A 22,363-nucleotide genomic window follows, 5' to 3' on the forward strand; every position below is an offset into this window, starting at 1 on the left:
CCGGGGGTAGAGGCATCAGCCTGGCGAACGAAGGCCGGTCGATGCCTCTACCGGGGGTAGGTCAGATCCAGGAGGGGAACCACATGCGGATCTGCCAGTCGGCGTACGGGATCACCTGGGCGGTGTAGACCGGCCAGAAGAACACGAAGCACGCCACGCACAGCGCCACGAAGGTCCCCGCGACGGTGAGGCCGGTGCGCCGCCGCGCGTCCGAGGCGTCCGGCCGCCCGATCACGAGGCCCAGCAGATAGGTCACGGCCAGCACCAGATAGGGCACGAACACCACGGCGTAGAAGGTGAAGATCGTGCGGTCCTGGTACATGAACCACGGGAGGTAGCCCGCCGCCACCGACACGACGATCGCGCCGGCCCGCCAGTCGCGCCGCAGCAGCCACATCACGAGCAGCACGACCAGGGCCGCGACGGCCGTCCACCACAGCAGGGGCGTGCCGACCGACGTGATCGCCTTGGCGCAGGAGTCGACGGTGCAGCCCTGCTCGCCGCGCTTGGGGTTCTGCCAGTAGAAGGACGTCGGTCGGCCCTGCAGGAGCCACGACCAGGGGTTGGACATGTAGGGGTGGGAGGCGGTGATGGAGCGCGCCGACGTGAACATGTCCTGGTGGTAGTGCAGCAGCGAGCGCAGCGCCCCGGGCACCCAGCTCCACAGCGGGTCGGCGGGGTGCGTGTCGGCCCAGTGCCGGCCGTAGCCGTTGTCGCTGCGGAGCCAGCCGGTCCAGCCCGCGAGGTAGGTGCTGACGATGATCGTCGTCATGGAGAAGAACGCGGTCACCCCGTCGACGAGGATCCCGTTGCGGGCCCAGTTGACCTCGCCGATCGCCCGCCGCGCCGACAGGTCCCAGGCGACGGTGAGCAGGCCGAACGCCGCGAAGTAGAACCCGCCGGACCACTTGGTCCCGATGGCCAGCCCGAGGCAGAGGGCGGCCACGAGCCGCCACGGCCGTATGCCGAGGCCGATGCGTCCGTAGGTGACGTCACGCCCCTGGGCGACCAGGGCGGCCGCCCGGTCGGCGAGCCGGCGGCGGGAGTGCTCGCGGTCCGCCACCAGTGCACAGAACGCCGCCAGCACCCAGAAGGACAGGATCATGTCGAGCAGCGAGGTCCGCGAGTGCACGAAGTGGTGCCCCTCGGTGGCCAGCAGGATCGCCGCGACCACCCCGAGAAGGGTGGAGCGGAACATCCGGCGGGCGACCAGCCCGATCATGAGGATCGACAGGGTCCCCATCAGCGCGACGGTGAAGCGCCACCCGAAGGAGCTGGTGGGGCCGAAGATCATCTCGCCGAGGGCGATGCACCACTTGCCGAGGGGCGGGTGCACGACGAAGTTGCCGGCGGTGCCGAAGACGTCGGTGGTGCCGTTGGTGAACGGCACGTCGTGGCTGGTGATCGAGGACTTGGGCGTCAACTCGACGCCGCCCTTGAGCAGGCCGACCCCGTCCTTGACGTAGTACGTCTCGTCGAAGATCAGCTCGTGCGGACGCCCGACGTCCCAGAAGCGCAGGACGCCCCCGACCACGGTGACCAGACCGATGAGCAGCCACGCGCGCAGGGTGTCGGTGAGCGGTCGGCCGAGGAGTCGCTCCCGCAGCCGCAGGGCGAGGTCGGTCGGTGGCGTCACGCGCCTCATCGTAGGTGCACGGGGGTGCGATGATCGATGCGTGACACCCGCAGCCGACCCCACGCGCGACCTCCGTCGTTTCGCCTGGCTCTCGATCGCGGCGGCCATCGCGACCATCACCCTCAAGGCCGGAGCCTGGTTGCTCACCGGCTCCGTGGGTCTGCTGTCGGACGCCGCCGAGTCCATCGTCAACCTCGTCGCCGCCGTGGTCGCGCTCGTCGCCCTCACGGTGGCGGGGCGGCCGGCCGACGACGACCACCACTTCGGGCACGCCAAGGCGGAGTACTTCTCGGCGGCCGTCGAGGGCCTGATGATCTTCGTCGCCGCCGCGGTGATCCTCGTGACCGCGGTCGAGCGCTTCCTGCACCCGCAGCCGATCGACAACGTCGGGGTCGGCCTGGCCGTCTCGGTCGTGGCCTCGGTGATCAACGGGCTCGTGGCGATGGTGCTGGTGCGGGCCGGTCGCAAGCACGACTCGATCACCCTGCGCGCCGACGGCCAGCACCTGCTGACCGACGTGTGGACCTCCGTCGGGGTGGTGGCGGGTGTCCTGCTCGTCGCCCTGACGGGGTGGCAGCGCCTGGACCCGATCGTCGCCTTCCTCGTCGGCATCAACATCGTCCTGACCGGGGTGCGCCTGCTGCGCGAGTCCGTCGGCGGCCTGATGGACACGGCGCTGCCGGAGGAGCGGCACCGCGAGATCGCCTCGGCCCTGCTGCCGTTCGCGTCCGAGGAGGTCGACTTCCACGGACTCCGCACCCGCAAGTCCGGTCACCACGAGTTCGCCGAGCTGCACCTGCTCGTGCCCGGCCACTGGACCGTGCGGCGCGGCCACGACCTCACCGAGGACGTCGAGCAGCGCCTGCGCGCGACGATGCCCGAGCTGCGGGTCGTCATCCACCTCGAGCCCCTCGAGGACCCGCGGTCCTACGACGGCATGCCGGTGGAGCTGCCCGAGCTGCTCGAGGAGCCCGGGCGGCGGACCGACCTGGGGCGGGAGCGGTTCGTATGACGCCCGCAGCCGCCTCCCCTCGCAGCGGTTCCGCCGGGGACGGGGTGCTCGTCCTCGCCGCCACCCCGATCGGCGACCCGCGCGACGCCGCCCCGCGCCTGGCCGCCGAGCTGACCGACGCCGACGTCGTGGCCGCGGAGGACACCCGCCGCCTGCACCGCCTGTGCACGGCCCTCGGCGTCCAGCCGCGCGGTTCCGTCCTCAGCTATCACGAGCACAACGAGGCGTCCCGCACGCCCGACCTGCTGGCCCGGCTCGAGGCGGGGGAGCGGGTGCTCGTGGTGACCGACGCGGGCATGCCGTCGGTGTCCGACCCCGGCTACCGGCTGGTGGCGGCCGCGGTCGAGGCGGACGTCCGCGTGACCTGCGTGCCGGGACCGAGCGCGGTGCTGATGGCCCTGGCCGTGTCCGGGCTGCCCGTCGACCGGTTCTGCTTCGAGGGCTTCCTCGCCCGCAAGGCCGGGGAGCGCGCCCGTCACCTGGCCGAGCTCGTCGGCGAGCGCCGCACGATGATCTTCTTCGAGGCCCCGCACCGGCTCGACGCCAGCCTCGCGGCCATGGCCGAGGCCTTCGGCGGCGACCGGCGCGCGGCGGTGTGCCGCGAGCTGACCAAGACCTACGAGGAGGTCGTCCGCGGCCCCCTCGACGAGCTGGTCGAGTGGGCGCGCGGCGAGGTGCGCGGCGAGATCACCGTGGTCGTCGAGGGCGCGCCGGCCGTGGCCGTGCGGGCCGAGGACGCGGTGGCGCTGGTGCTCGAGCGCGTGGCCGCCGGCGAGCGCCTCAAGGACGCGTGCACCGCGGTCGCCGCGCAGACCGGCGCGGCCAAGAAGGCGCTCTACGACGAGGCGCTGCGCGCCCGGCATACGGACCGGTAGTCCCACGGGGTGAGACCTGCCGTCCGGGGCCTCGGTGAGGTGGGTCACGAAGGGCACCCTAAGCAGGGGAGACGTCAACGCAGCGTGCACCGCGATCGTTCCCGATCCGTGCTCTATCAGGGCGCGCCCCGGTCGGGCCCGTGCTGCGGCGAAGGGGTAAGTTTCACCCGTGGCTACTTCGACACTTCCCGCGAGGCAGGACACGTCGCGGCGCAGCAGCATCACCATGAAGGTCATCATGGCGATCTCGGGTCTGTTCCTCGTGTTCTTCGTCCTCTTTCACATGTACGGCAACCTCAAGCTGTTCGCGGGCCAGGCGGCCTTCGACGAGTACGCGCACCACCTGCGCACGATGTTCATGCCGATCCTCCCGCACTCGGGCTTCCTGTGGATCCTCCGGCTCACCCTGCTCGTCGCCGTCGTGGCGCACGTCTGGGCCGCGATCCAGCTGACCGGCCGGGCCCACGCGGCGCGCAAGGACCGGTATGCCGTCAAGCGCACCGTCCGCGCGACGCTGGCGTCCCGCACGATGCGCTGGGGCGGCGTGGCCCTCGTCGTCTTCATCGTCTGGCACCTGCTGCACTTCACGATCGCCAAGATCAACGTCAACAGCGGCTACTCCGAGGCCGACCTCATGGTCGGTGGCCACGAGAGCCCGTTCCTGCTGACGTTCGCCGCGTTCAGCACCTGGTGGATGACGCTGCTCTACCTCCTCGCCATGGTCGCGCTGGGGATGCACCTGCGTCACGGGATCTACAGCTCGATCCAGACGCTGGGCGGCACCAACACCAAGAAGGCCAACCGCACCGCCAACCTCGTCGCGATCGCCCTCGCGCTGGTGATCGCCGTCGGGTTCGCCGTGCCGCCGCTGGCCATCGTCCTCGGCATCATCGGGAAGTAGGACCTGAAGACCCATGACTGACAACCTGATCCACGGCATCTACCGCGAGGGCGAGCCGATCCAGGACACGGCGGCGCCCAAGGGCCCGATCGAGTCGCGCTGGACCCGCCACAAGTTCGAGACCAAGCTCGTCAACCCGGCCAACCGCCGCAAGCTCGACGTGATCATCGTCGGCACCGGCCTGGCCGGCGGCGCCGCCGCCGCCACGCTCGGCGAGGCCGGCTACAACGTCAAGGCGTTCTGCTACCAGGACAGCCCGCGCCGGGCCCACTCGATCGCCGCGCAGGGTGGCATCAACGCCGCCAAGAACTACAAGGAGGACGGCGACTCCGTGTACCGCCTCTTCTACGACACGGTCAAGGGTGGTGACTACCGCTCCCGCGAGTCCAACGTCTACCGCCTGGCCGAGGTGTCGGCGGCCATCATCGACCAGTGCGTGGCCCAGGGCGTGCCCTTCGCCCGCGAGTACGGCGGCCTGCTGGACAACCGCTCCTTCGGTGGCGTGCAGGTGTCCCGCACCTTCTACGCCCGCGGCCAGACCGGCCAGCAGCTGCTGATCGGCGCCTACCAGGCGCTCGAGCGTCAGGTCGCCGCCGGCGCGGTCAAGCAGTTCACCCGCCACGAGATGGTCGAGCTGATCGTCGTCGACGGCCGCGCCCGCGGGATCATCGCCCGCGACATGGTCACCGGCGAGCTCGAGACCCACCTGGCCGACGCGGTGGTCCTGGCCTCCGGCGGCTACGGCAACGTCTTCTTCCTGTCGACCAACGCCATGGGCTGCAACGTCACGGCGACCTGGCGCGCGCACCGCAAGGGCGCGCTGTTCGCCAACCCCTGCTACACGCAGATCCACCCGACCTGCATCCCGCAGCACGGCGACAAGCAGTCCAAGCTGACGCTGATGTCGGAGTCCCTGCGCAACGACGGCCGCATCTGGGTGCCCAAGCGCGCCGAGGACTGCGACAAGGACCCGCGCCAGATCCCCGAGGAGGACCGCGACTACTACCTGGAGCGGATCTACCCCTCCTTCGGCAACCTGGTGCCTCGCGACATCGCCTCCCGCCAGGCCAAGAACATGTGCGACGAGGGTCGTGGCGTGGGCCCGGCCATCGCCGAGGTCGGTCCGGACGGCGAGGAGCGCCAGGTGCGCCGCGGCGTCTACCTCGACTTCGCCGAGGCGATCTCGCGCATGGGCCAGGACGCGGTGTCCTCCAAGTACGGCAACCTGTTCGACATGTACGCGCGGATCACGGGGGACAACCCCTACGAGACGCCGATGCGCATCTACCCGGCCGTGCACTACACGATGGGTGGCCTGTGGGTCGACTACGACCTGCAGTCCAACATCCCGGGCCTGTTCGTGGCCGGCGAGGCCAACTTCTCCGACCACGGCGCCAACCGCCTGGGCGCCTCGGCGCTCATGCAGGGCCTGTCGGACGGCTACTTCGTCCTGCCCAACACGATCCGCGACTACCTCGCGGCCGGCCCGTTCCCCAAGGTCGACGCCGACGACAGCGCCGTGGCCGAGGCCGAGCGCTCCGTCAGGGACCGCATCGAGCACTTCCTCACGATCAACGGCACGCGGTCGGTGGACTCCTTCCACCGCGCGCTGGGCTCGATCATGTGGGAGTACTGCGGCATGTCCCGCACCGAGGAGGGCCTCAAGAAGGCCATCGGCATGATCCGCGACCTGCGCGCCGAGTTCTGGCGCGACGTGCGGGTCCTCGGCGAGGGCGACCGGCTCAACCAGGAGCTCGAGAAGGCCGGCCGCGTGGCCGACTTCCTGGAGCTCGGTGAGCTCATGTGCATCGACGCCCTGCACCGGCGCGAGTCCTGCGGTGGTCACTTCCGCGAGGAGTCGCAGACCGAGGAGGGCGAGGCCCTGCGCCACGACGACGAGTTCGCCTACGTCGGCGCGTGGGAGTGGGGCGGCCAGGACGGCGCCCCGACCCTGCACAAGGAAGACCTCGTGTACGAGTTCATCGAGCTGAAGCAGCGGAGCTACAAGTGAGAATCACCCTGAAGATCTGGCGCCAGGCGGGCCCCGCCGCCAAGGGCGCGCTGGCGACCTATCAGCTCGACGACATCTCCGAGGACATGTCCTTCCTTGAGGTGCTCGACGTGCTCAACGAGACCCTGATCGCCTCCGGCGAGGAGCCGGTTGCCTTCGACAGCGACTGTCGCGAGGGCATCTGCGGGCAGTGCGGCGTGGTCATCAACGGCCAGCCCCACGGCCCGGAGGTCACCACCTCCTGCCAGCTGCACATGCGGTCCTTCTCCGACGGCGCCGAGCTGACGGTCGAGCCGTGGCGCGCCACGGCCTTCCCCGTGATCCGCGACCTCGTCGTGGACCGCTCGGCGTTCGACCGGATCATCCAGGCGGGCGGCTTCATCGGCGCCAACACCGGGTCGGCCCCCGAGGCCCACTCGGTGCCGGTCCAGAAGCGCAAGGCCGACCGGGCGTTCGAGGCGGCGGCGTGCATCGGGTGCGGCGCCTGCGTCGCGGCCTGCCCCAACGCCTCCGGCATGCTCTTCATGGGCGCCAAGGTCACGCACCTCGGCGAGCTGCCGCAGGGCCAGCCCGAGCGCTGGTCCCGCGTCGCCGCGATGGTCAAGCAGCACGACGCCGAGGGCTTCGGCGGCTGCACCAACATCGGCGAGTGCTCCGCGGCCTGTCCCAAGGAGATCCCGCAGGACGTCATCTCGACGCTCAACGCGGACTTCCGCAAGAGCAAGGGCGGCAAGCGCTGACCACGCGCGCCTCGCCCGCACCACCGCGTGCGTCGTCCCCCCGGTAGCCACCGGGACGGCACACGCCCGACGGCCCGTCCTCCCCCTGCCGGGGGAGCGGCGGGCCGTCGGCGTTCCGGCGCCGGTGGCGCCCGCGAGCGCCGGTGGCAGCCGCCAGCGCCCGTGGCATGCTGCAGCTCACCACGGACACCGGCCGGACCCACCGGGGAGGTGCGGCGCCACGGACGACGGTCGACACCGCTGGCGCAGGCCGTCCTGGCCGGTGCACAACCCGACCCGCAGGGCAGCACGTGCGGCGCGCCCTCGCCCCTCGCCCCTCGCCCGCTCGTGCCGGCTGCCGCTCGGCGGACTACGGTTGCGCCCATGGACCAGACCTACCCGAGGCAGTCACATCGACCGGCCTTCGCACCCCAGGCTGACGTGACTACCTCGGGCAGGTCCGTCGTCGCGGTGCTCAACGGCCCCAACCTCAACCTCCTCGGCACCCGCAACCCCGAGGTCTACGGCCGCGACACCCTCGCCGACGTCGAGCGGCGGTGCGAGGAGCGGGCAGCGTCATACGGCCTGGTCGCCGACTGCCGCCAGTCCAACCACGAGGGCGTCCTCATCGACTGGGTCCACGAGCTCCGCACGAGCTGCATCGGGCTGATCATCAACGCGGGCGGCTACACCCACACGAGCGTGGCCCTGCGCGACGCCCTCGAGACGGTCGAGGCGCCGGTCATCGAGGTGCACATCAGCGACATCCACGCGCGCGAGGAGTTCCGCCACCACTCCTACGTCGAGCAGGTCGCCGCCGCGCAGATCGCCGGCCACGGGATCGCGGGCTACGAGGAGGCGATCGACCTGGTCGCCCGGCTGGCCGGGGATCAGACCGACCAGCCCGTATGACGTCCCGCCCCGGCCCCACGCATGGGTCCTGACCAGCGGGCGACGGTGAGAGCGGCACCGGCGCGACCACTAGACTCGTGCCTCATGAGCAAGGTCCTGTCAGCAGTTGCCTGGCCGTACGCCAACGGCCCCCGTCACATCGGTCACGTCGCGGGCTTCGGTGTCCCCTCCGACGTCTTCAGCCGCTACATGCGGATGGCGGGCCACGACGTGCTGATGGTGTCCGGCACCGACGAGCACGGCACCCCGATCCTGGTGGCCGCCGACAACGCCGGGGTCACGGCGCAGGAGCTGGCCGACAAGAACAACGCGGTCATCGTGCAGGACCTCGTCGACCTGGGCCTGTCCTACGACCTGTTCACCCGCACCACGACGCGCAACCACTACTCCGTCGTGCAGGAGCTGTTCCGCGTCTGCCACGCCAACGGCTACATGGTCGAGGAGACCACCAAGGGCGCGATCTCCCCGAGCACGGGCCGCACCCTGCCCGACCGCTACGTCGAGGGCACCTGCCCGATCTGCGGCTTCCCCGACGCGCGGGGCGACCAGTGCGACAACTGCGGCAACCAGCTCGACCCGACCGAGCTGATCGACCCGCGGTCCAAGATCAACGGCGAGACGCCGCAGTTCGTGGAGACGCAGCACTTCTTCCTCGACCTGCCGTCGCTGGCCGAGGCGCTCAAGGTCTGGCTCGACGACCGCGAGGCGACCGGCACCTGGCGCCCCAACGTCATCAAGTTCTCCCAGAACCTCCTCAAGGACGTCCGTCCCCGCGCGATGACGCGCGACATCGACTGGGGCATCCCGGTGCCGCTGGACGGCTGGCGCGACCAGCGCACCAAGCGGCTCTACGTCTGGTTCGACGCGGTCATCGGCTACCTGTCGGCGAGCATCGAGTGGGCGCGGCGCGTGGGCGACGAGGAGCGCTGGCGCGAGTGGTGGAGCGAGGAGTCCGACGCCCGCTCCTACTACTTCCAGGGCAAGGACAACATCACCTTCCACTCCCAGATCTGGCCGGCCGAGCTGCTGGCCTACGCCGGTCGGGGCGCCAAGGGCGGCGAGCCCGGCGTGTTCGGCACCCCCACCCTCCCCACCGAGGTCGTCGCCAGCGAGTTCATGACGATGGAGGGCAAGCAGTTCTCGTCCTCGCGCGGCGTCGTGATCTACGTCGGGGACATGCTCAGCCGCTACCAGCCGGACGCGCTGCGCTACTTCATCTGCGCCGCCGGCCCGGAGAACCAGGACAGCGACTTCACCTGGGCGGAGTTCGTGCAGCGCACCAACTCCGAGCTCGTCGCCGGCTGGGGCAACCTGGTCAACCGCACGGCCAGCATGATCGCCAAGAGCTTCGGCGAGATCCCGGCGCCGGGGCCGCTGGAGCCGGTCGACCAGGACATCCTCGACGAGGTCGCGCGCGGGTTCGACACGGTCGGGGACCTCATCGCCCACCACCGCCAGAAGGCCGGCATCGCCGAGGCCATGCGGATCGTCGGCGAGGTCAACACCTATGTCTCGCGGACCGAGCCGTTCAAGCTCAAGGGCGAGGACCAGCGCGAGCGCCTCGGGACCGTCCTGCACACGCTGGCCCAGTGCGTCCACGACTGCAACACGATCCTCGCGCCGTTCCTGCCGCACGCGTCCAACCGCGTGTGGGCGACCTTCGGCGGCGAGGGCGAGTTCATGCCCATGCCGCGGATCGAGCACGTCGAGGACCTCGGGCCGGTCACCACGGCGGCGGTCGACCCCTCGATCGCCTCCGACGAGCTCCGCGTCTACCCGATCATCACGGGCGAGTACTCCTCGACCCCGCGCTGGGAGCGGCGTCCTGTCACGGTCGGCGCCCCGGTGGCCAAGCCCACCCCGGTCTTCGTCAAGCTCGACCCCTGCGTGGTCGAGGAGGAGATGGCCCGTATGACGGGCGCCTCCGGCGCCGACACGACCGCCGCCGACGCGACCGGTGACGTCGCGGCCGCCCCGGCGCAGGGCGGGGCCCAGGCATGACGGACGGCAGCGGCCACGGCGCCGGGCAGGACCGCGGCGCCCCGCCGCCCCTGCCCGACCCGCTGCCGCTGCCCGTCGTCGACAACCACACCCACGTCGACATCGCCCGCGACGGCGGTGACCGCCCCGACCTCACCGAGGTGATCCGCCAGGCGCGCAGCGTCGGCGTCGACCGCCTCGTGCAGATCGGGTGCGACCTCGCGGCGGCGCGCTGGACGGTCGAGACCGCGGTGACCCACCCCGCGGTCATCGGTGGCGTCGCGCTGCACCCCAACGAGGTCCCGCCCCTCGCGGCGCGGGGCGACCTGGCTTCGGCATACGCCGAGATCGAGCGACTGGCTCAGCACCCGCGGGTGCGGGTGGTGGGCGAGACGGGTCTCGACTACTTCCGCACGGGCCCGGAGGGGCAGGGCGTGCAGCACGAGTCCTTCCGCTGGCACATCGATCTCGCCAAGCGGCTCGGCAAGGCGCTGCAGATCCACGACCGCGACAGCCACGAGGACGTGCTGCGGATCCTCGCCGAGGAGGGCGCACCGCCGGTGACGGTGATGCACTGCTTCTCCGGCGACATCACGATGGCGCGCGAGTGCGTCGAGCGCGGCTACTACCTGTCGTTCGCGGGCACCGTGACCTTCAAGTCCGCCAAGTCGCTGCGCGACGCCCTGTCGATCGTGCCGCTGTCGCAGGTGCTGGTCGAGACCGACGCGCCCTACCTCACGCCGCACCCGCACCGCGGCGCGACCAACGCGCCCTACCTCGTCCCGGTCACGCTCCGCTCGATGGCGACCACGCTCAACGTCGACGTGCCGACCCTGTGCCGCGCCGTGTCGGACAACGCCGAGCGCATCTACGGAGGCTGGTCGTGACCGACGCCCCCGCCTCCGGCCTGCTCGGGCCGGTCCAGATCCGCGAGCTCGCCACCCGGCTCGGGGTGCGCCCCACCAAGCAGTGGGGCCAGAACTTCGTGCTCGACGCCAACACCGTCCGGCGCATCGTGCGGCTCGCCGGGGTGGGGCCGGACGACGTCGTCGTCGAGGTCGGGCCGGGCCTCGGGTCGCTGACCCTCGCGCTGCTGCCCGAGGTGCGCCAGGTCGTCGCGATCGAGGTCGACCCGGCGCTCGCCGCGGCCCTGCCGGACACCGTCGCCGCCACCAACCCCGCTGTCGCGCACAAGCTCTCGCTGGTGCAGGCCGACGCCCTCACGGTCCGGTCGCTGCCCGACCCGCAACCGACGGCGCTCGTGGCCAACCTGCCCTACAACGTGTCGGTGCCCGTGGTCCTGAGCTTCCTCGAGGCCTTCCCGACGCTCGAGCGCGTGCTCGTCATGGTGCAGCTCGAGGTCGCCGAGCGTCTCGCGGCCGGGCCGGGGTCCAAGACCTTCGGCGTCCCCTCGCTCAAGGCGTCCTGGTACGCCGACGTCCGCCTCGTCGGCACCGTCGGCCGCACGGTCTTCTGGCCCGCCCCCAATGTCGACAGCGGCCTGGTCGAGCTGGTCCGCCGCCCGACGCCGGTCATCGAGGGCGACCAGCCCGAGCGCAGGGACGTGTTCCGCGTGATCGACGCGGCCTTCCTGCAGCGCCGCAAGACGCTGCGCGCGGCCCTCGGCGGGTGGGCCGGCTCCACGGCACGCTCCGAGGCGATCCTGCGCGCCGCCGGCGTCGACCCCCAGGCCCGCGGCGAGGCGCTCGACATCGAGGCATTCACCCGCGTCGCGGCGGCCGCCCGCACGGTCCCCGCGTGATCCGCCGTCACCTGCGCGTCCGGCCCGGGTGTGGGTAGGGTGCGAGACATGCCGTCCCTGCCCGAAGCCGTCACCGTGCGCGCCGCAGCCAAGGTCAACCTCGAGCTGCTGGTCGGTCCGCGCGACGCCTCGGGCTACCACGCCCTCGCGACGGTCTTTCAGGCCGTGAACCTGTATGACGACGTCACCGTCCGCCGCGCCCGGCGCTGCTCGCTGACCGTGGCCGGGCGCGACGCCGAGCACGTGCCCACCGACGAGTCCAACCTCGCCTGGCGCGCCGTCATCGCGGTCGGCGAGGGGCACCCCGTGGCGGGGCCCGTCGCCATCTCGATCGCCAAGGACATCCCGGTGGCCGGGGGTATGGCGGGCGGGTCGGCCGACGGCGCCGCGGCCCTCGTCGCCGCCGACGCGCTGTGGGGCGTGGGCCTCAGCCGCACCGAGCTGCACCGGCTGGCCGCCGGTCTCGGGGCGGACGTGCCGTTCTCGGTCCTCGGGGGCACGGCCATCGGCACGGGGCGCGGCGACGAGCTGGCGCCGGCCATGGCGCGCGGCAGCTATCACTGGGTCTTCGCGTTCAGCGACGAGGGACTCTCCACGCCGCGGGTGTTCGCCGAGCTCGATCGGCTGCGCGCCGAGCGGGGCGAGGACGCGTCAGCGCCGGCTCAGCAGCAGCCCGAGCCGGAGGTCTCCACCGCGATGATGACCGCGCTGCTCTCCGGCGACGCCGAGGCCGTTGGCCAGGCCATGCACAACGACCTGCAGGAGGCCGCGCTGTCCCTGCAGCCCCGCCTCGTCGACACCCTCGCCATCGGCCAGGAGTGCGGCGCCCTCGGCGGCATCGTCAGCGGCAGCGGCCCGACCTGCGCCTTCCTCGCGGCCTCGCACGAGCACGCGCTCGACCTGGCCGTCGCGCTGACCGCGTCGGGCGTGGCCTCCGACGTGCGCCGCGCCCAGGGCCCGGTCCCCGGTGCCCGACTCATCCACCCCGGCAAGGAGCAGTGACCAGCAGGTGGCCAACCTCGTCTCCGTCGAGCACGCGACCCTCGCGCTCGGCACGACGCTCGTCCTCGACGACGTGTCCCTCGGCGTCAGCTCCGGCACGCGCATCGGCATCGTCGGCCGCAACGGCGGCGGCAAGTCCACCCTGCTCAAGGTGCTCGCCGGACGTCTGCCCGTCGACGACGGTCGGGTGGCCCACACCGGTGGCCTGACCGTCGGGATGCTGAGCCAGGACGACACCCTGGACCCGACGCACACCGTGCGCGAGGCCGTGCTCGGGGGCCTGGCCGAGCACGAGTGGGCGGGCGACGCGCGCGTCCGGGACGTCCTCGACGGGCTGCTCGGCGGCGTCGCGGCGACCAACGTCGGTGGCCTGGACGCGATCGTCGGCCCGATGTCCGGTGGCGAGCGTCGCCGCCTGGCCCTGGCCGCCCTGCTCGTCGCCGACCCCGACCTGCTCATGCTGGACGAGCCGACCAACCACCTCGACGTCGAGGGCGTCGCCTGGCTCGCCCGACACCTGTCGACCCGTCGCACCCGCGCCGACAGCGCGCTCGTCACCATCACCCACGACCGGTGGTTCCTCGACGCCGTGGCCACCGACACGTGGGAGGTCGTCGACGGCACCGTCAACGCCTACGAGGGTGGCTACGCGGCCTTCGTCCTCGCCAAGGCCGAGCGCTCGCGCGTCGCCGCCGTCACCGAGGAGCGCCGCAACAACCTGCTCCGCAAGGAGCTGGCCTGGCTGCGCCGCGGTGCGCCGGCCCGCACCTCCAAGCCGCGCTTCCGGATCGAGGCGGCCAACCAGCTGATCGAGAACGAGCCGCCGCCCCGCGACGACGTCTCCCTCATGCGCTTCGCCACGACACGGCTCGGCAAGGACGTCATCGACCTCGAGGACGCGTCGGTCCGGCTGGGGGACAAGCAGATCCTCGACGACGTGACCTGGCGCCTCGGACCGGGCGACCGCATCGGCATCGTCGGCGTCAACGGCGCCGGCAAGTCGACCCTGCTGCGCGTCGTCACCGGCGACCTGCCCCTGGACGCGGGACGCCGCAAGCAGGGCAAGACCGTCGCGATGGCCTTCCTGTCCCAGGAGGTGCGCGAGCTCGAGCGGTTCGCCGACTGGCGGGTCATCGAGGCGATCGAGGACGTCAAGAAGTTCACGATGCTCGGCGGCAAGGAGGTCAGCGCCTCGTCTCTCGCCAAGCAGCTCGGCTTCACCGGTCAGCGCCAGCAGACCCGCGTCGCCTCCCTGTCCGGAGGCGAGCGCCGCCGCCTGCAGCTGCTGCGCCTGCTCATGGCCGAGCCCAACGTCCTGCTCCTCGACGAGCCCACCAACGACCTCGACATCGAGACCCTCCAGTCCCTGGAGGACGTCCTCGACGGCTGGGCCGGCACCCTGCTCGTCGTCTCCCACGACCGCTACCTGCTGGAGCGCATGTGCGACCAGCAGATCGCGCTGCTCGGCGACGGTCGCCTCCGTGAGCTGCCCGGCGGCGTCGAGCAATACCTTGAGCTGTATGCCGCCCAGCAGGCCGCCCGCTCGCGGGGACCGGCCAACCCGGCGACCCCGACGGGCGCGGTCTCCCACGACGGCGGCGGCGGGTCGGCCTACTCCGCCGCCGAGGTCCGCGAGGCGCGCAAGGAGATGGGCCGCCTCGAGCGCCAGATCGCGCGGCTCGAGTCCGAGCAGACCCGGCTCCACGACGACATGGTGGCCCGCGCCACCGACGCGTCAGCGGTGCGTGAGCTCGACATCCGGCTGCGCGAGGTCGTCGACCAGCGCGAGGAGCTCGAGATGGCCTGGCTCGAGGCCGCCGAGATCGCCGACTGACCACCACCCCTCCACCACCGGCGCGGGGATCCCGCCCGTCCACGCGTCAGCGTTCGTGAGCTGGGAGCTCAGTTCGGGTCGTCCGGAGGTGCGCGGGCGGCGATTTGTGAGCTGGGAGCTCACGAACGGTCGTCCGGAGGGTGCGTGGGCGGCACTTTGTGAGCTGGGAGCTCACGAACGGTCGTCCGGAGGGCGCGTGGGCGGCACTTTGTGAGCTGGGAGCTCACGAACGGTCGTCCGGAGCGCGCGTGGGCGGCACTTTGTGAGCTGGGAGCTCACGAACGGTCGTCCGGAGCGCGCGTGGGCGGCGCTTTGTGAGCTGGGAGCTCAGTTCGCGTCGTCCGTGGGGGCGTGGCCGGTCGTCAGGGCGGACACCACCCAGTCCACCCAGGCGAGGCGGTGGCGCTCGTAGCCGATGCCCGCCCTCACCCTCGCCAGCGCCGCGAAGCGCGGGTCGTCCCAGGCGATCTCGCCTCCCTCGGCCCGGATCTCGCGCTCGTGCTGGAGGTACTCCTCGAGCCGCGCGGCGTGGCGCTCGCGCAGGCCCCGCAGCATGGCCGCGGCGGCGGCGGGGTCGGCGAGCCAGAGCGAGTACGCCCGCAGCACCAGCACGTCGCGATCCGCCTGCTCGCCGGGGTCGGTGACCACCCAGGCGGCGAGCGCGGATCGCCCGGCCGCGGTCACGGCATACCGCTTGGTCGGTCGCGGTCCCCGCCCGGGGATCTCCTCGTGCGTCACGAGACCGGCCGCCTCGAGGCGCGCCAGCTCGGGATAGACCTGGCTGTGGCTGGCCGTCCAGAAGTAGCCGAGCGGTGCGGCCAGCCGCGCGCTGAGGTCGTAGCCGGTCGCCTCGCGCCGCGCGAGCAGCCCCAGCAGCGCATGCCCGAGGTCGGAGGTCTTGTCCGTACGTCCACTCATATGTCAATGTTGACATATGAGATCACCGAAGATGTTGATCGCCGCGCCCGTCGCCCTGCTGCTCGTCGCCTGCGGCGGGGGTGGCGGCACGCAGGCCGGCAGCGAGTCGACCGCACAGAGCTCGTCGGGCTCGTCGGGTTCCAGCCAGTCCGCCTCGAGCGCGTCGAGCACCGCCAGCACGTCAAGCCCGTCCAGCGCCGCCAGCACGTCCAGCGCTGCGTCGGCCACCCCCACCTCCGAGCCGACCGGTCTGGACCTCACCTGCGCCCGCACCCAGGCGCGCGTGCCGGGCGCCAAGCCGATCACCTACGCCGGTCCGGGCGGGGCCACGCTGAGTGGGGCGGTCGTGGGCTCGGGGACGAACGCGGCGGTGTTCGTGCACCAGTCGGACGAGGGCTTCTGCGGGTTCTGGCCCTACCTGTCGACACTGCCCACGCCGGGGTTCACGGGCTACCTCGTCAACCTCTGCGGGTATGCCGGCGCCCGCTGCGAGCCGGGGACACCGTTCTACGGCGACCGCCAGGGCCAGCTGCGCGCGGTGGTGCAGGAGGCGCGCAAGCGGGGGGCCAAGCGCGTCACGCTGGTCGGCGCGTCGATGGGTGGGTCCATGGCGGCCGGCTTCGGCAAGGCCCTCGGCGCGGACGCCGTGGTCGACCTGTCCGGTCCGGGCCAGTGGCACGAGGCTCCGACCGCCGCCCAGGCCGCCCCCACGCTGACCATGCCGGTGCTCGCGGCGATGTCGGCGCAGGACTCCGGCGACCGCGCCCCCGTGGAGGCGATGGTGCAGGCGGCGCCGTCCCAGCACAAGGCCTTCGTCTGGCTGGAGGCCGGCCACGGGTGGGAGCTGCTGACGGAGCACGCCGACGCCCGGGACACGTTGACCCCGCTGGGGGAGCGGGTGACCCGCTGGATCCGCGGCGACGTCTCCTGAGCAGGCAGGTCGCTCGACGTCGAGAAACTTGACGGGGGTAGCCTGTCCCCATGAGCACCTCTGACGACGTCGACGGCATCGTCGAGGCGTGGGGACGCGAGCGGCCCGACCTCGATCTCGGGCCCCTGCACGTCCTGTCGCGCGTCTCGCGCCTGGCCCGGCACCTCGACCTGGCGCGGGGTGAGGCGTTCGCCCAGCACGGGCTCGACGGGTGGGAGTTCGACGTCCTGGCTGCGCTGCGACGGGCCGGGGCGCCATACGAGCTGTCCCCGGGGGCTCTCGTGCACCAGACGCTGGTGACCAGCGGCACCATGACCAACCGCGTGGACCGGCTCACCGCACGGGGATTCGTGCGTCGCTCGCCCGACCCGCACGACCGCCGCGGGGTGATCGTGGCGCTGACCGACGAGGGGCGCGCGGTGGTCGACGCGGCGTTCGCGGACCTGCTGGGGCGCGAGCGAGCGCTGCTGGCCGAGCTGTCCGCCGCCGACCGCGCCGAGCTGGCGGGGACGCTGCGGCGGCTGCTGCTGTCCTTCGAGGGTTGAGGTCGCCGCTCAGCCCTGCACGCGCAGGTCCTCCTCGATCGCCCGCGCGGTGTCGCGCAGCGCGTCGAGATAGCCCTGCAGCTGGCCGCGCTCGGTCGACATGACCTTGGTCGACACGTTGGCGGCGGCCACGACCTGACCGCGCGGGTCGTGGATCGGCACGGCGAGCGAGCGCAGGCCGAGCTCCAGCTCCTGGTCGAGCACGCACCAGCCGGTCTCGCGCACCTCGTCGAGCGAGCGGCGCAGCGCCTCGACGGACGCGACGGTCTGCGGGGTGAGTCGCTCGAGCCGGACACCCTCGAGATAGGCCTGCCGCTGGTCGTCGGGCAGCCCCGCGAGCAGCACCCGTCCCATCGAGGTCGCGTACGCCGGGAAGCGCGTGCCCACCCGGATGGACACCGTCATGATGCGGGTGGTGGCGCGGCGGGCGACGTAGACGATGTCGTCGCCGTCGAGGACCGCCACGGACGTCGACTCGTGGATCCGCTCCGAGAGGTCCTGCAGGTGCGGCTGCGCGACGTCGGGCAGGGTCTGGCTGGCGAGGTAGGCGAAGCCCAGCCGCAGCACCTGCGGGGTGAGGCTGAAGGTCCGGCCGTCGCTGCGGACGTACCCCAGGGCCGCCAGGGTGAGCAGGAACCGTCGGGCCGCGGCGCGGGACAGGTCGGTGCGGCGCGCCACGTCGGACAGCGTCATCTCCGGGTGCTCCTCGTCGAAGGCTCGGATCACGGCGAGCCCGCGGGCCAGCGACTGCACGTAGCCGTCACCGGGCACCTGCCCCGCGGCCACACCGAGAGCACCAGACGTGCCGGGGGTGCCAGGCGTGCCGGGGTCGTCGGGGGTGGCGTCGGTGGCGGCATCCGTGCTGGTCATGGCCTCGATCCTAGCGATCCGGCCCGGTCGCCTCGCGGAGGGTCCCGTGCAGGCGGGCGTGCTGGGTGGCGAGGCGCACGGGGGCGTTGGGAGCGCCATACCCGTCATAGCCTCCCCGCCGCTCGACGACCTCGAAGAACACCGACCCCACGGTCGCGGTGTAGAAGTGCAGGAACTCCCCGCCCTGGTCGTCGCGGTCGTAGAGGAGGTCGAGCTCGCGCAGCGTCGCCAGCAGCTCGGCGTCGAGGTCGAAGCGGGCCGCGAGGTCGTCGTAGTAGTTGGCCGGGATGCGCAGGAACCGCAGCCCCCGGTCCCGTGCCTGGCGGGCGAAGGACACGAGGTCGTCGCACGAGAACGCCACGTGCTGGGCCTGCCTCAGGCGGTCGCGCTCCTGCTCGACGATGGGTGGGGCGACGTTGAGGGCGACCCGGACGCAGCCGTCGCTGGTGCGCATGACCTGGCTGCGGACCAGGCCCTGCGGGCTCGCGACGTCGACCGAGGGCGCGGGGTCCAGCGACAGGACGCTGGCGAGGAAGAGCACGCTCTCGTCGAAGGACTGCCACGGCTGGGCGAGGTTGACGTGGTCGACGACCGTGCCGGTGGACGTCTCGCGCTCCACCTGCCCGTCACCGAACTCCCGCCACCAGCCGCTGCCCGTGTCGGGGCCGTGCGGGGCGGCGCAGAAGAAGATCTCGGTGCCGTCGGGGGCCTCGACGCCCTGCAGGACCTCCTCACCGGCCTGCGTGCGCCGGGGGACGAGGTGCGTGCCGAGCTGCAGGGCGCGGCTGGCCGCGAGCACGGGATCGGCGACGTCGAAGCCGAGGGCGGCCACGTGCGGGCCTGCGGCATACCCCCGCTCGCGGTTGACCACGACGGCCGCCCGGCCGAGGGTCCACAGGTCGACGGCCTTGCTGCGGTGCGTGTCACGGGCCGTGAATCCCAGTGCGGCGAGCAGGGACTCGGTCGCCGCGACCCCGGCGTCGTCCCCGGCCCGGATCTCGGCGAAGTTGAACCCCGTCGGGTCGTCGACGCGGGGGAGGGTCGCGAGCGGCACGGTGGTCGCACCGCCGTCGTGCTCCAGGCGCTGTGCGGTGCGCTCCTCGAGCGAGGTGAGCGAGCGGCGCGCGTCGACCGCCGTGCGCTCCTCGTTGGCCTGGCGGAAGACGTCGTTGAAGATCTCGAGCGACATCGGCCCCGTGTAGCCCGCCCGCAGCACGTGCGCAGCAAATCCCGGCAGGTCCCAGGCGCCCTGACCCGGAAACACGCGGTGGTGCCGGCTCCAGGACAGGACGTCCATGGACAGCGCGGGCGCGTCGGCGAGCTGGACGAAGAAGATCTTGTCGCCCGGGATCTGCTCGATCCCGGCGGGGTCGCTGCCCCGGCTGAGGATGTGGAAGGTGTCCAGGCAGGTCCCGAGCGCCGGGTGATCGGCCCGGCGCACCAGGTCCCAGGCGTGGTCGTATGTCGACACGAACCGCCCCCACGCGAGGGCCTCGTAGGCGAGGCGGGCGCCGTGCTGCCCCGCTCGCTCGGCGAGGCGGTGCAGCTGCTCGGCGGCGAGGTCGTCGTCGTCGATCGTCGCGGTGCCGACGTTGCTGCACACGAGCAGGGTGTCGGCACCGAGCTCGGCCATGAGGCGGAGCTTGTGCTCGAGCCGGCGCTCGGTGGCGGCGAAGGTCGCCTCGTCGGTCCCCTCGGCGTCGCGGAAGGGCTGGTAGAGGTCGATCGTCAGCCCCAGGTCGGCGCAGCGGGCCCGGATCTCGCGGGGGCTCGACGGGCTGACCACGAGGTCCTGCTCGAAGATCTCGACCCCGTCGAATCCCGCTGCGGCACAGGCGTCGAGCTTGTCCTCGAGGGTGCCGGACAGGCAGACGGTGGCGATGGACGTGCGCATCAGCGACCCGCCTCGACGAGCTCACGGAAGTGGTCGCGCATCCGCTGCTCGTCGGCCTGGCGCCCGGTGAGGATCGTGAAGGCGTCGACCGCCTGGCCGACCGCCATCCAGCCGCCCTCCATGACCCGGCAGCCGAGGGCGTCGGCGGCCTCCACCAGCTGGGTCCGCATGGGGCGATAGATGACGTCGGCCACCCACAGGCGTGGGTGCAGGAGGGCGAGGTCGAGCGGCGTGCCGGGGTGCTGGTGCATCCCGACGGGGGTGCAGTTGACCAGCCCGTCGGCGCCGACGATGAGGTCGGGCACGTCCGCCGGCCCGTGGGCCGTGACGGTGGGGGCGTGCTCGTCGGCGTGCTCGTCGCCAGGCTCGCCACCCTGGGCCGTGGTGAGCAGGGCGGCCAGGGCGGCGGCGCGGGCCACGTCCAGGTCGACGAGGTGGAGGTGGCGGACGCCGCTGCGCAGGAGGGCGTGGGCGACGGCCGAGCCGGCGCCACCCGTGCCGATCTGCACGACGTGCTCGCGGGCCACGTCGGGCAGGGCGCGCGTGAACCCCCACGCGAATCCAGTTGCGTCCGTGTTGTGCCCGACGAGGCGACCGTCCTCGGTGACCACGACGGTGTTGACCGCCCCCAGGCGCGCGGCGTCCGGCACGACCTCGTCGAGCTCGGCGATGACGACCTGCTTGCACGGGTGGGTGATGTTGAACCCGTTGAACCCCAGGTCCCGTCCCGCCCGCAGCAGCGGCCCGACCGCGTCGGCGCCCAGGCCGAGGACGTGCAGGTCGACGGGGCGATAGACGCAGCGCAGCCCGTGGTGCTCGGCCTCGCGCTCGTGCATCGGGGGAGTGAGCGACGGCAGGACGCCGTCCCCGATCAGTCCGGCGAGGTAGGACTCCTGGCGTGTGCTCACGGGCTGGCCTTCCGTCACGTGTGGTCTAGGTGGCCCAGCCTATGAGTGGTTCGCACACAGGACCACCGTTCACATCCCGCACGCCACCTCCCGCTCGCCCAGCCTCCCTCCTCCCAAGATCGTGAGGGTTTCCTCCAAGAATGTTGGACGAAACCCTCACGTTGACGGGATGACGGCTTGGGGGTCTTGACGCCAGATATTTTGATGTCAAGATAAGTATGTCGTTCCCCCCGATCGCAGGAGGCGCCGCCATGTGGGACCCGACGTTGTACGCCCGCTTCGCCGACCACCGGAGCCGCCCCTTCCGGGACCTCACGGCGCGCATCCAACCGACGCACGATCCCGAGCTTGTCGTCGACCTCGGCTGCGGCGACGGCCCGCTCACGCTGGAGCTCGCCCGCCGCTGGCCGCGGGCCCGCGTCGTCGGCGTCGACGCCAGCCCCGAGATGCTCTCTCGTGCGCGGGAGCTCGACCCCGACGGGCGGGTCGAGTGGGTGCAGGCCCGCGCCGAGGAGTGGGACCCGTCCGCGCTCGGCGCCCCCATCGACGTCCTCGTCACCAATGCCACCCTGCAGTGGGTCCCCACGCACCGAGACCTGGTCCCGCGCTGGCTCGAGCACCTCTCCGCCGCAGGGTGGTTCGCGATGCAGGTGCCCGCCAACTTCGACGCCCCGAGCCATGCGCTGATGCGCGAGGTGGCGGCCGGTCACCCCCGTGCCGCGGAGCTGCGGGCCGTGCTGGACCGCGCCCGGGCGTCAGGGGCGGCCACGGACTACCTGCGGCTGCTGGCGGCGTCCGGGCTCGAGGCGGACGCGTGGGAGACGACATACCTGCACGTCCTGGATCCTGCTGGGACGCAGGAGGATCCGGTCCTCGAGTGGGTGCGCGGCACCGGCCTGCGCCCGGTCCTCGAGGTGCTGGGCGACGACGCCGAGTCCTTCCTCGCGCCTTATCGCGAGCGGCTGCGCCGGGCCTATCCCCGTGAGCCGTATGGCGTTTCGTTCCCTTTCCACCGCGTCTTCGCTGTGGGTCGCCGTCCACGCCCGCGTGACGACATCGCCCCGCTGGTCGTCGGCCTCGACCACGTCCAGGTGTCCTGCGCACCCGGCGACGAAGCGCTGGCGCGTGCGTTCTACGGGGAGCTGCTCGGCATGGAGGAGCTCCCCAAGCCGCCCGTCCTTGCGGCACGCGGCGGCTGCTGGTTCCGTTCCGGGTCGGCGGTGGTGCACGTCGGGGTCGAGCCGGACTTCGCCCCGGCCCGCAAGGCGCACCCCTGCCTGCTTGCCGGTGACCTTGATGAGGTGGCGCGCCGGCTCGAGGCTGCCGGACACGACGTCACGTGGGACGACGCGATCCCGGGCGTGCGGCGGCTGCACACCCATGACGGCATGGGCAACCGGGTCGAGGTCCAGCAGGCCTGAGCCCCTCCGCTCACCCTCGTGCAACATCTTCGGGTTCCAACCCGAAGATCTGTGACTCCCGTGAGGGGGAGGCTCGTCGGGTGAGCGTGGGGCGGCTGCCGGGCTTCCGGGGGGGAGCGAAGGGGCTCGTCGCAGCCACTCCTGGCGACTGGTGCTGACGGTCGGTGAGGGCCTCGGCGGATGGGTTTTTCTGCTGGTCAGGGGTGGTTTACGGTCATATTTTTCGCTATCA

At 72.1% G+C, this 22,363-nt stretch carries 20 protein-coding genes; 14 read left to right on the forward strand and 6 right to left on the reverse strand.

Translation table 11 applies throughout. From position 1 onward, the window contains the following. Positions 1-61: 61 nt before the first annotated feature. Positions 62-1,645, reverse strand: a complete 1,584-nt coding sequence (locus B2P18_RS08685) for a dolichyl-phosphate-mannose--protein mannosyltransferase (RefSeq protein WP_051274126.1) — start codon at positions 1,643-1,645, stop codon at positions 62-64. Between the two features lie 31 nt (positions 1,646-1,676). Here B2P18_RS08685 and B2P18_RS08690 point away from each other — a divergent pair, with 31 nt between their 5' ends. The 11 genes from B2P18_RS08690 (at position 1,677) to B2P18_RS08740 (ending at position 14,644) form a co-directional block, all read left to right on the forward strand. Further along, entirely contained in the window at positions 1,677-2,648 is a 972-nt protein-coding gene (locus B2P18_RS08690; protein ID WP_286958084.1) for a cation diffusion facilitator family transporter, read from the forward strand. Continuing rightward, on the forward strand, positions 2,645-3,523 hold the full coding sequence (gene rsmI / locus B2P18_RS08695) for a 16S rRNA (cytidine(1402)-2'-O)-methyltransferase (RefSeq protein WP_286958086.1): 879 nt from the start codon (positions 2,645-2,647) through the stop codon (positions 3,521-3,523). Before B2P18_RS08690 ends, rsmI begins: the two co-directional genes overlap by 4 nt. 169 nt (positions 3,524-3,692) lie before the next feature. Beyond that, positions 3,693-4,424 (forward strand): succinate dehydrogenase cytochrome b subunit, encoded by a 732-nt coding sequence (locus B2P18_RS08700; protein ID WP_286958091.1) that lies wholly within the window; start codon positions 3,693-3,695, stop codon positions 4,422-4,424. A gap of 13 nt (positions 4,425-4,437) precedes the next feature. Beyond that, positions 4,438-6,435, forward strand: coding sequence for a fumarate reductase/succinate dehydrogenase flavoprotein subunit (locus B2P18_RS08705; protein ID WP_029211869.1), 1,998 nt, complete (start codon positions 4,438-4,440; stop codon positions 6,433-6,435). Further along, positions 6,432-7,175, forward strand: a complete 744-nt coding sequence (locus tag B2P18_RS08710) for a succinate dehydrogenase/fumarate reductase iron-sulfur subunit (protein ID WP_029211868.1) — start codon at positions 6,432-6,434, stop codon at positions 7,173-7,175. Before B2P18_RS08705 ends, B2P18_RS08710 begins: the two co-directional genes overlap by 4 nt. Positions 7,176-7,538: 363 nt before the next feature. After that, positions 7,539-8,066, forward strand: coding sequence for a type II 3-dehydroquinate dehydratase (gene aroQ / locus B2P18_RS08715; RefSeq protein WP_084412796.1), 528 nt, complete (start codon positions 7,539-7,541; stop codon positions 8,064-8,066). Between the two features lie 84 nt (positions 8,067-8,150). Next, positions 8,151-10,067, forward strand: coding sequence for a methionine--tRNA ligase (gene metG, locus B2P18_RS08720; protein ID WP_286958105.1), 1,917 nt, complete (start codon positions 8,151-8,153; stop codon positions 10,065-10,067). Next, the gene (locus B2P18_RS08725) at positions 10,064-10,933 is read left to right on the forward strand and encodes a TatD family hydrolase (protein WP_286958107.1); all 870 of its coding nucleotides are present in this window, start codon (positions 10,064-10,066) and stop codon (positions 10,931-10,933) included. Before metG ends, B2P18_RS08725 begins: the two co-directional genes overlap by 4 nt. Then, entirely contained in the window at positions 10,930-11,808 is an 879-nt protein-coding gene (gene rsmA, locus B2P18_RS08730) for a 16S rRNA (adenine(1518)-N(6)/adenine(1519)-N(6))-dimethyltransferase RsmA (RefSeq protein WP_286958111.1), read from the forward strand. The genes B2P18_RS08725 and rsmA overlap by 4 nt, the downstream gene beginning before the upstream one ends. Positions 11,809-11,856: 48 nt before the next feature. Further along, positions 11,857-12,810, forward strand: a complete 954-nt coding sequence (locus B2P18_RS08735; protein WP_286958116.1) for a 4-(cytidine 5'-diphospho)-2-C-methyl-D-erythritol kinase — start codon at positions 11,857-11,859, stop codon at positions 12,808-12,810. Positions 12,811-12,817: 7 nt separating this feature from the next. After that, positions 12,818-14,644 (forward strand): ABC-F family ATP-binding cassette domain-containing protein, encoded by a 1,827-nt coding sequence (locus tag B2P18_RS08740; RefSeq protein WP_286958119.1) that lies wholly within the window; start codon positions 12,818-12,820, stop codon positions 14,642-14,644. A gap of 327 nt (positions 14,645-14,971) precedes the next feature. On the opposite strand, the gene B2P18_RS08745 is transcribed toward B2P18_RS08740, so the two are convergent. Beyond that, positions 14,972-15,562: a PadR family transcriptional regulator gene (locus B2P18_RS08745; RefSeq protein ID WP_029212967.1), complete on the reverse strand. Its 591-nt coding sequence runs from the start codon at positions 15,560-15,562 to the stop codon at positions 14,972-14,974. 3 nt (positions 15,563-15,565) lie between these two features. Further along, positions 15,566-15,790, reverse strand: a complete 225-nt coding sequence (locus B2P18_RS08750; RefSeq protein WP_156911480.1) for a hypothetical protein — start codon at positions 15,788-15,790, stop codon at positions 15,566-15,568. Positions 15,791-15,845: 55 nt separating this feature from the next. On the opposite strand from B2P18_RS08750, the gene B2P18_RS08755 reads away from it, so the two are divergent. Both B2P18_RS08755 and B2P18_RS08760 read left to right on the forward strand, forming a co-directional pair. Then, positions 15,846-16,493 carry a dienelactone hydrolase family protein gene (locus tag B2P18_RS08755; protein ID WP_286958127.1) on the forward strand — a complete coding sequence of 216 codons (648 nt, stop codon included), beginning with the start codon at positions 15,846-15,848 and terminating at the stop codon, positions 16,491-16,493. A gap of 50 nt (positions 16,494-16,543) precedes the next feature. Continuing rightward, entirely contained in the window at positions 16,544-17,038 is a 495-nt protein-coding gene (locus tag B2P18_RS08760) for a MarR family winged helix-turn-helix transcriptional regulator (protein ID WP_029212970.1), read from the forward strand. Between the two features lie 9 nt (positions 17,039-17,047). Here B2P18_RS08760 and B2P18_RS08765 read toward each other — a convergent pair whose 3' ends face one another. From B2P18_RS08765 to B2P18_RS08775, 3 genes are read right to left on the reverse strand one after another with little or no spacing between them, the layout of a single operon-like run. After that, positions 17,048-17,908, reverse strand: coding sequence for an IclR family transcriptional regulator domain-containing protein (locus B2P18_RS08765; RefSeq protein ID WP_286958131.1), 861 nt, complete (start codon positions 17,906-17,908; stop codon positions 17,048-17,050). A 10-nt stretch (positions 17,909-17,918) separates the two neighbouring features. Next, positions 17,919-19,802 carry a bifunctional sugar phosphate isomerase/epimerase/4-hydroxyphenylpyruvate dioxygenase family protein gene (locus tag B2P18_RS08770; RefSeq protein WP_286958135.1) on the reverse strand — a complete coding sequence of 628 codons (1,884 nt, stop codon included), beginning with the start codon at positions 19,800-19,802 and terminating at the stop codon, positions 17,919-17,921. After that, entirely contained in the window at positions 19,802-20,710 is a 909-nt protein-coding gene (locus tag B2P18_RS08775) for a shikimate dehydrogenase (protein WP_286958137.1), read from the reverse strand. The genes B2P18_RS08770 and B2P18_RS08775 overlap by 1 nt, the downstream gene beginning before the upstream one ends. A gap of 251 nt (positions 20,711-20,961) precedes the next feature. On the opposite strand from B2P18_RS08775, the gene B2P18_RS18760 reads away from it, so the two are divergent. Continuing rightward, a complete protein-coding gene (locus B2P18_RS18760; protein WP_313535809.1) occupies positions 20,962-22,131 on the forward strand; it encodes a methyltransferase domain-containing protein in 1,170 nt (389 codons plus the stop codon). Positions 22,132-22,363 lie beyond the last annotated feature (232 nt).

The sequence above is a fragment of the Arsenicicoccus sp. UBA2120 genome (genome assembly GCF_002330965.1).
Lineage (GTDB): Bacteria > Actinomycetota > Actinomycetes > Actinomycetales > Dermatophilaceae > Arsenicicoccus > Arsenicicoccus bolidensis.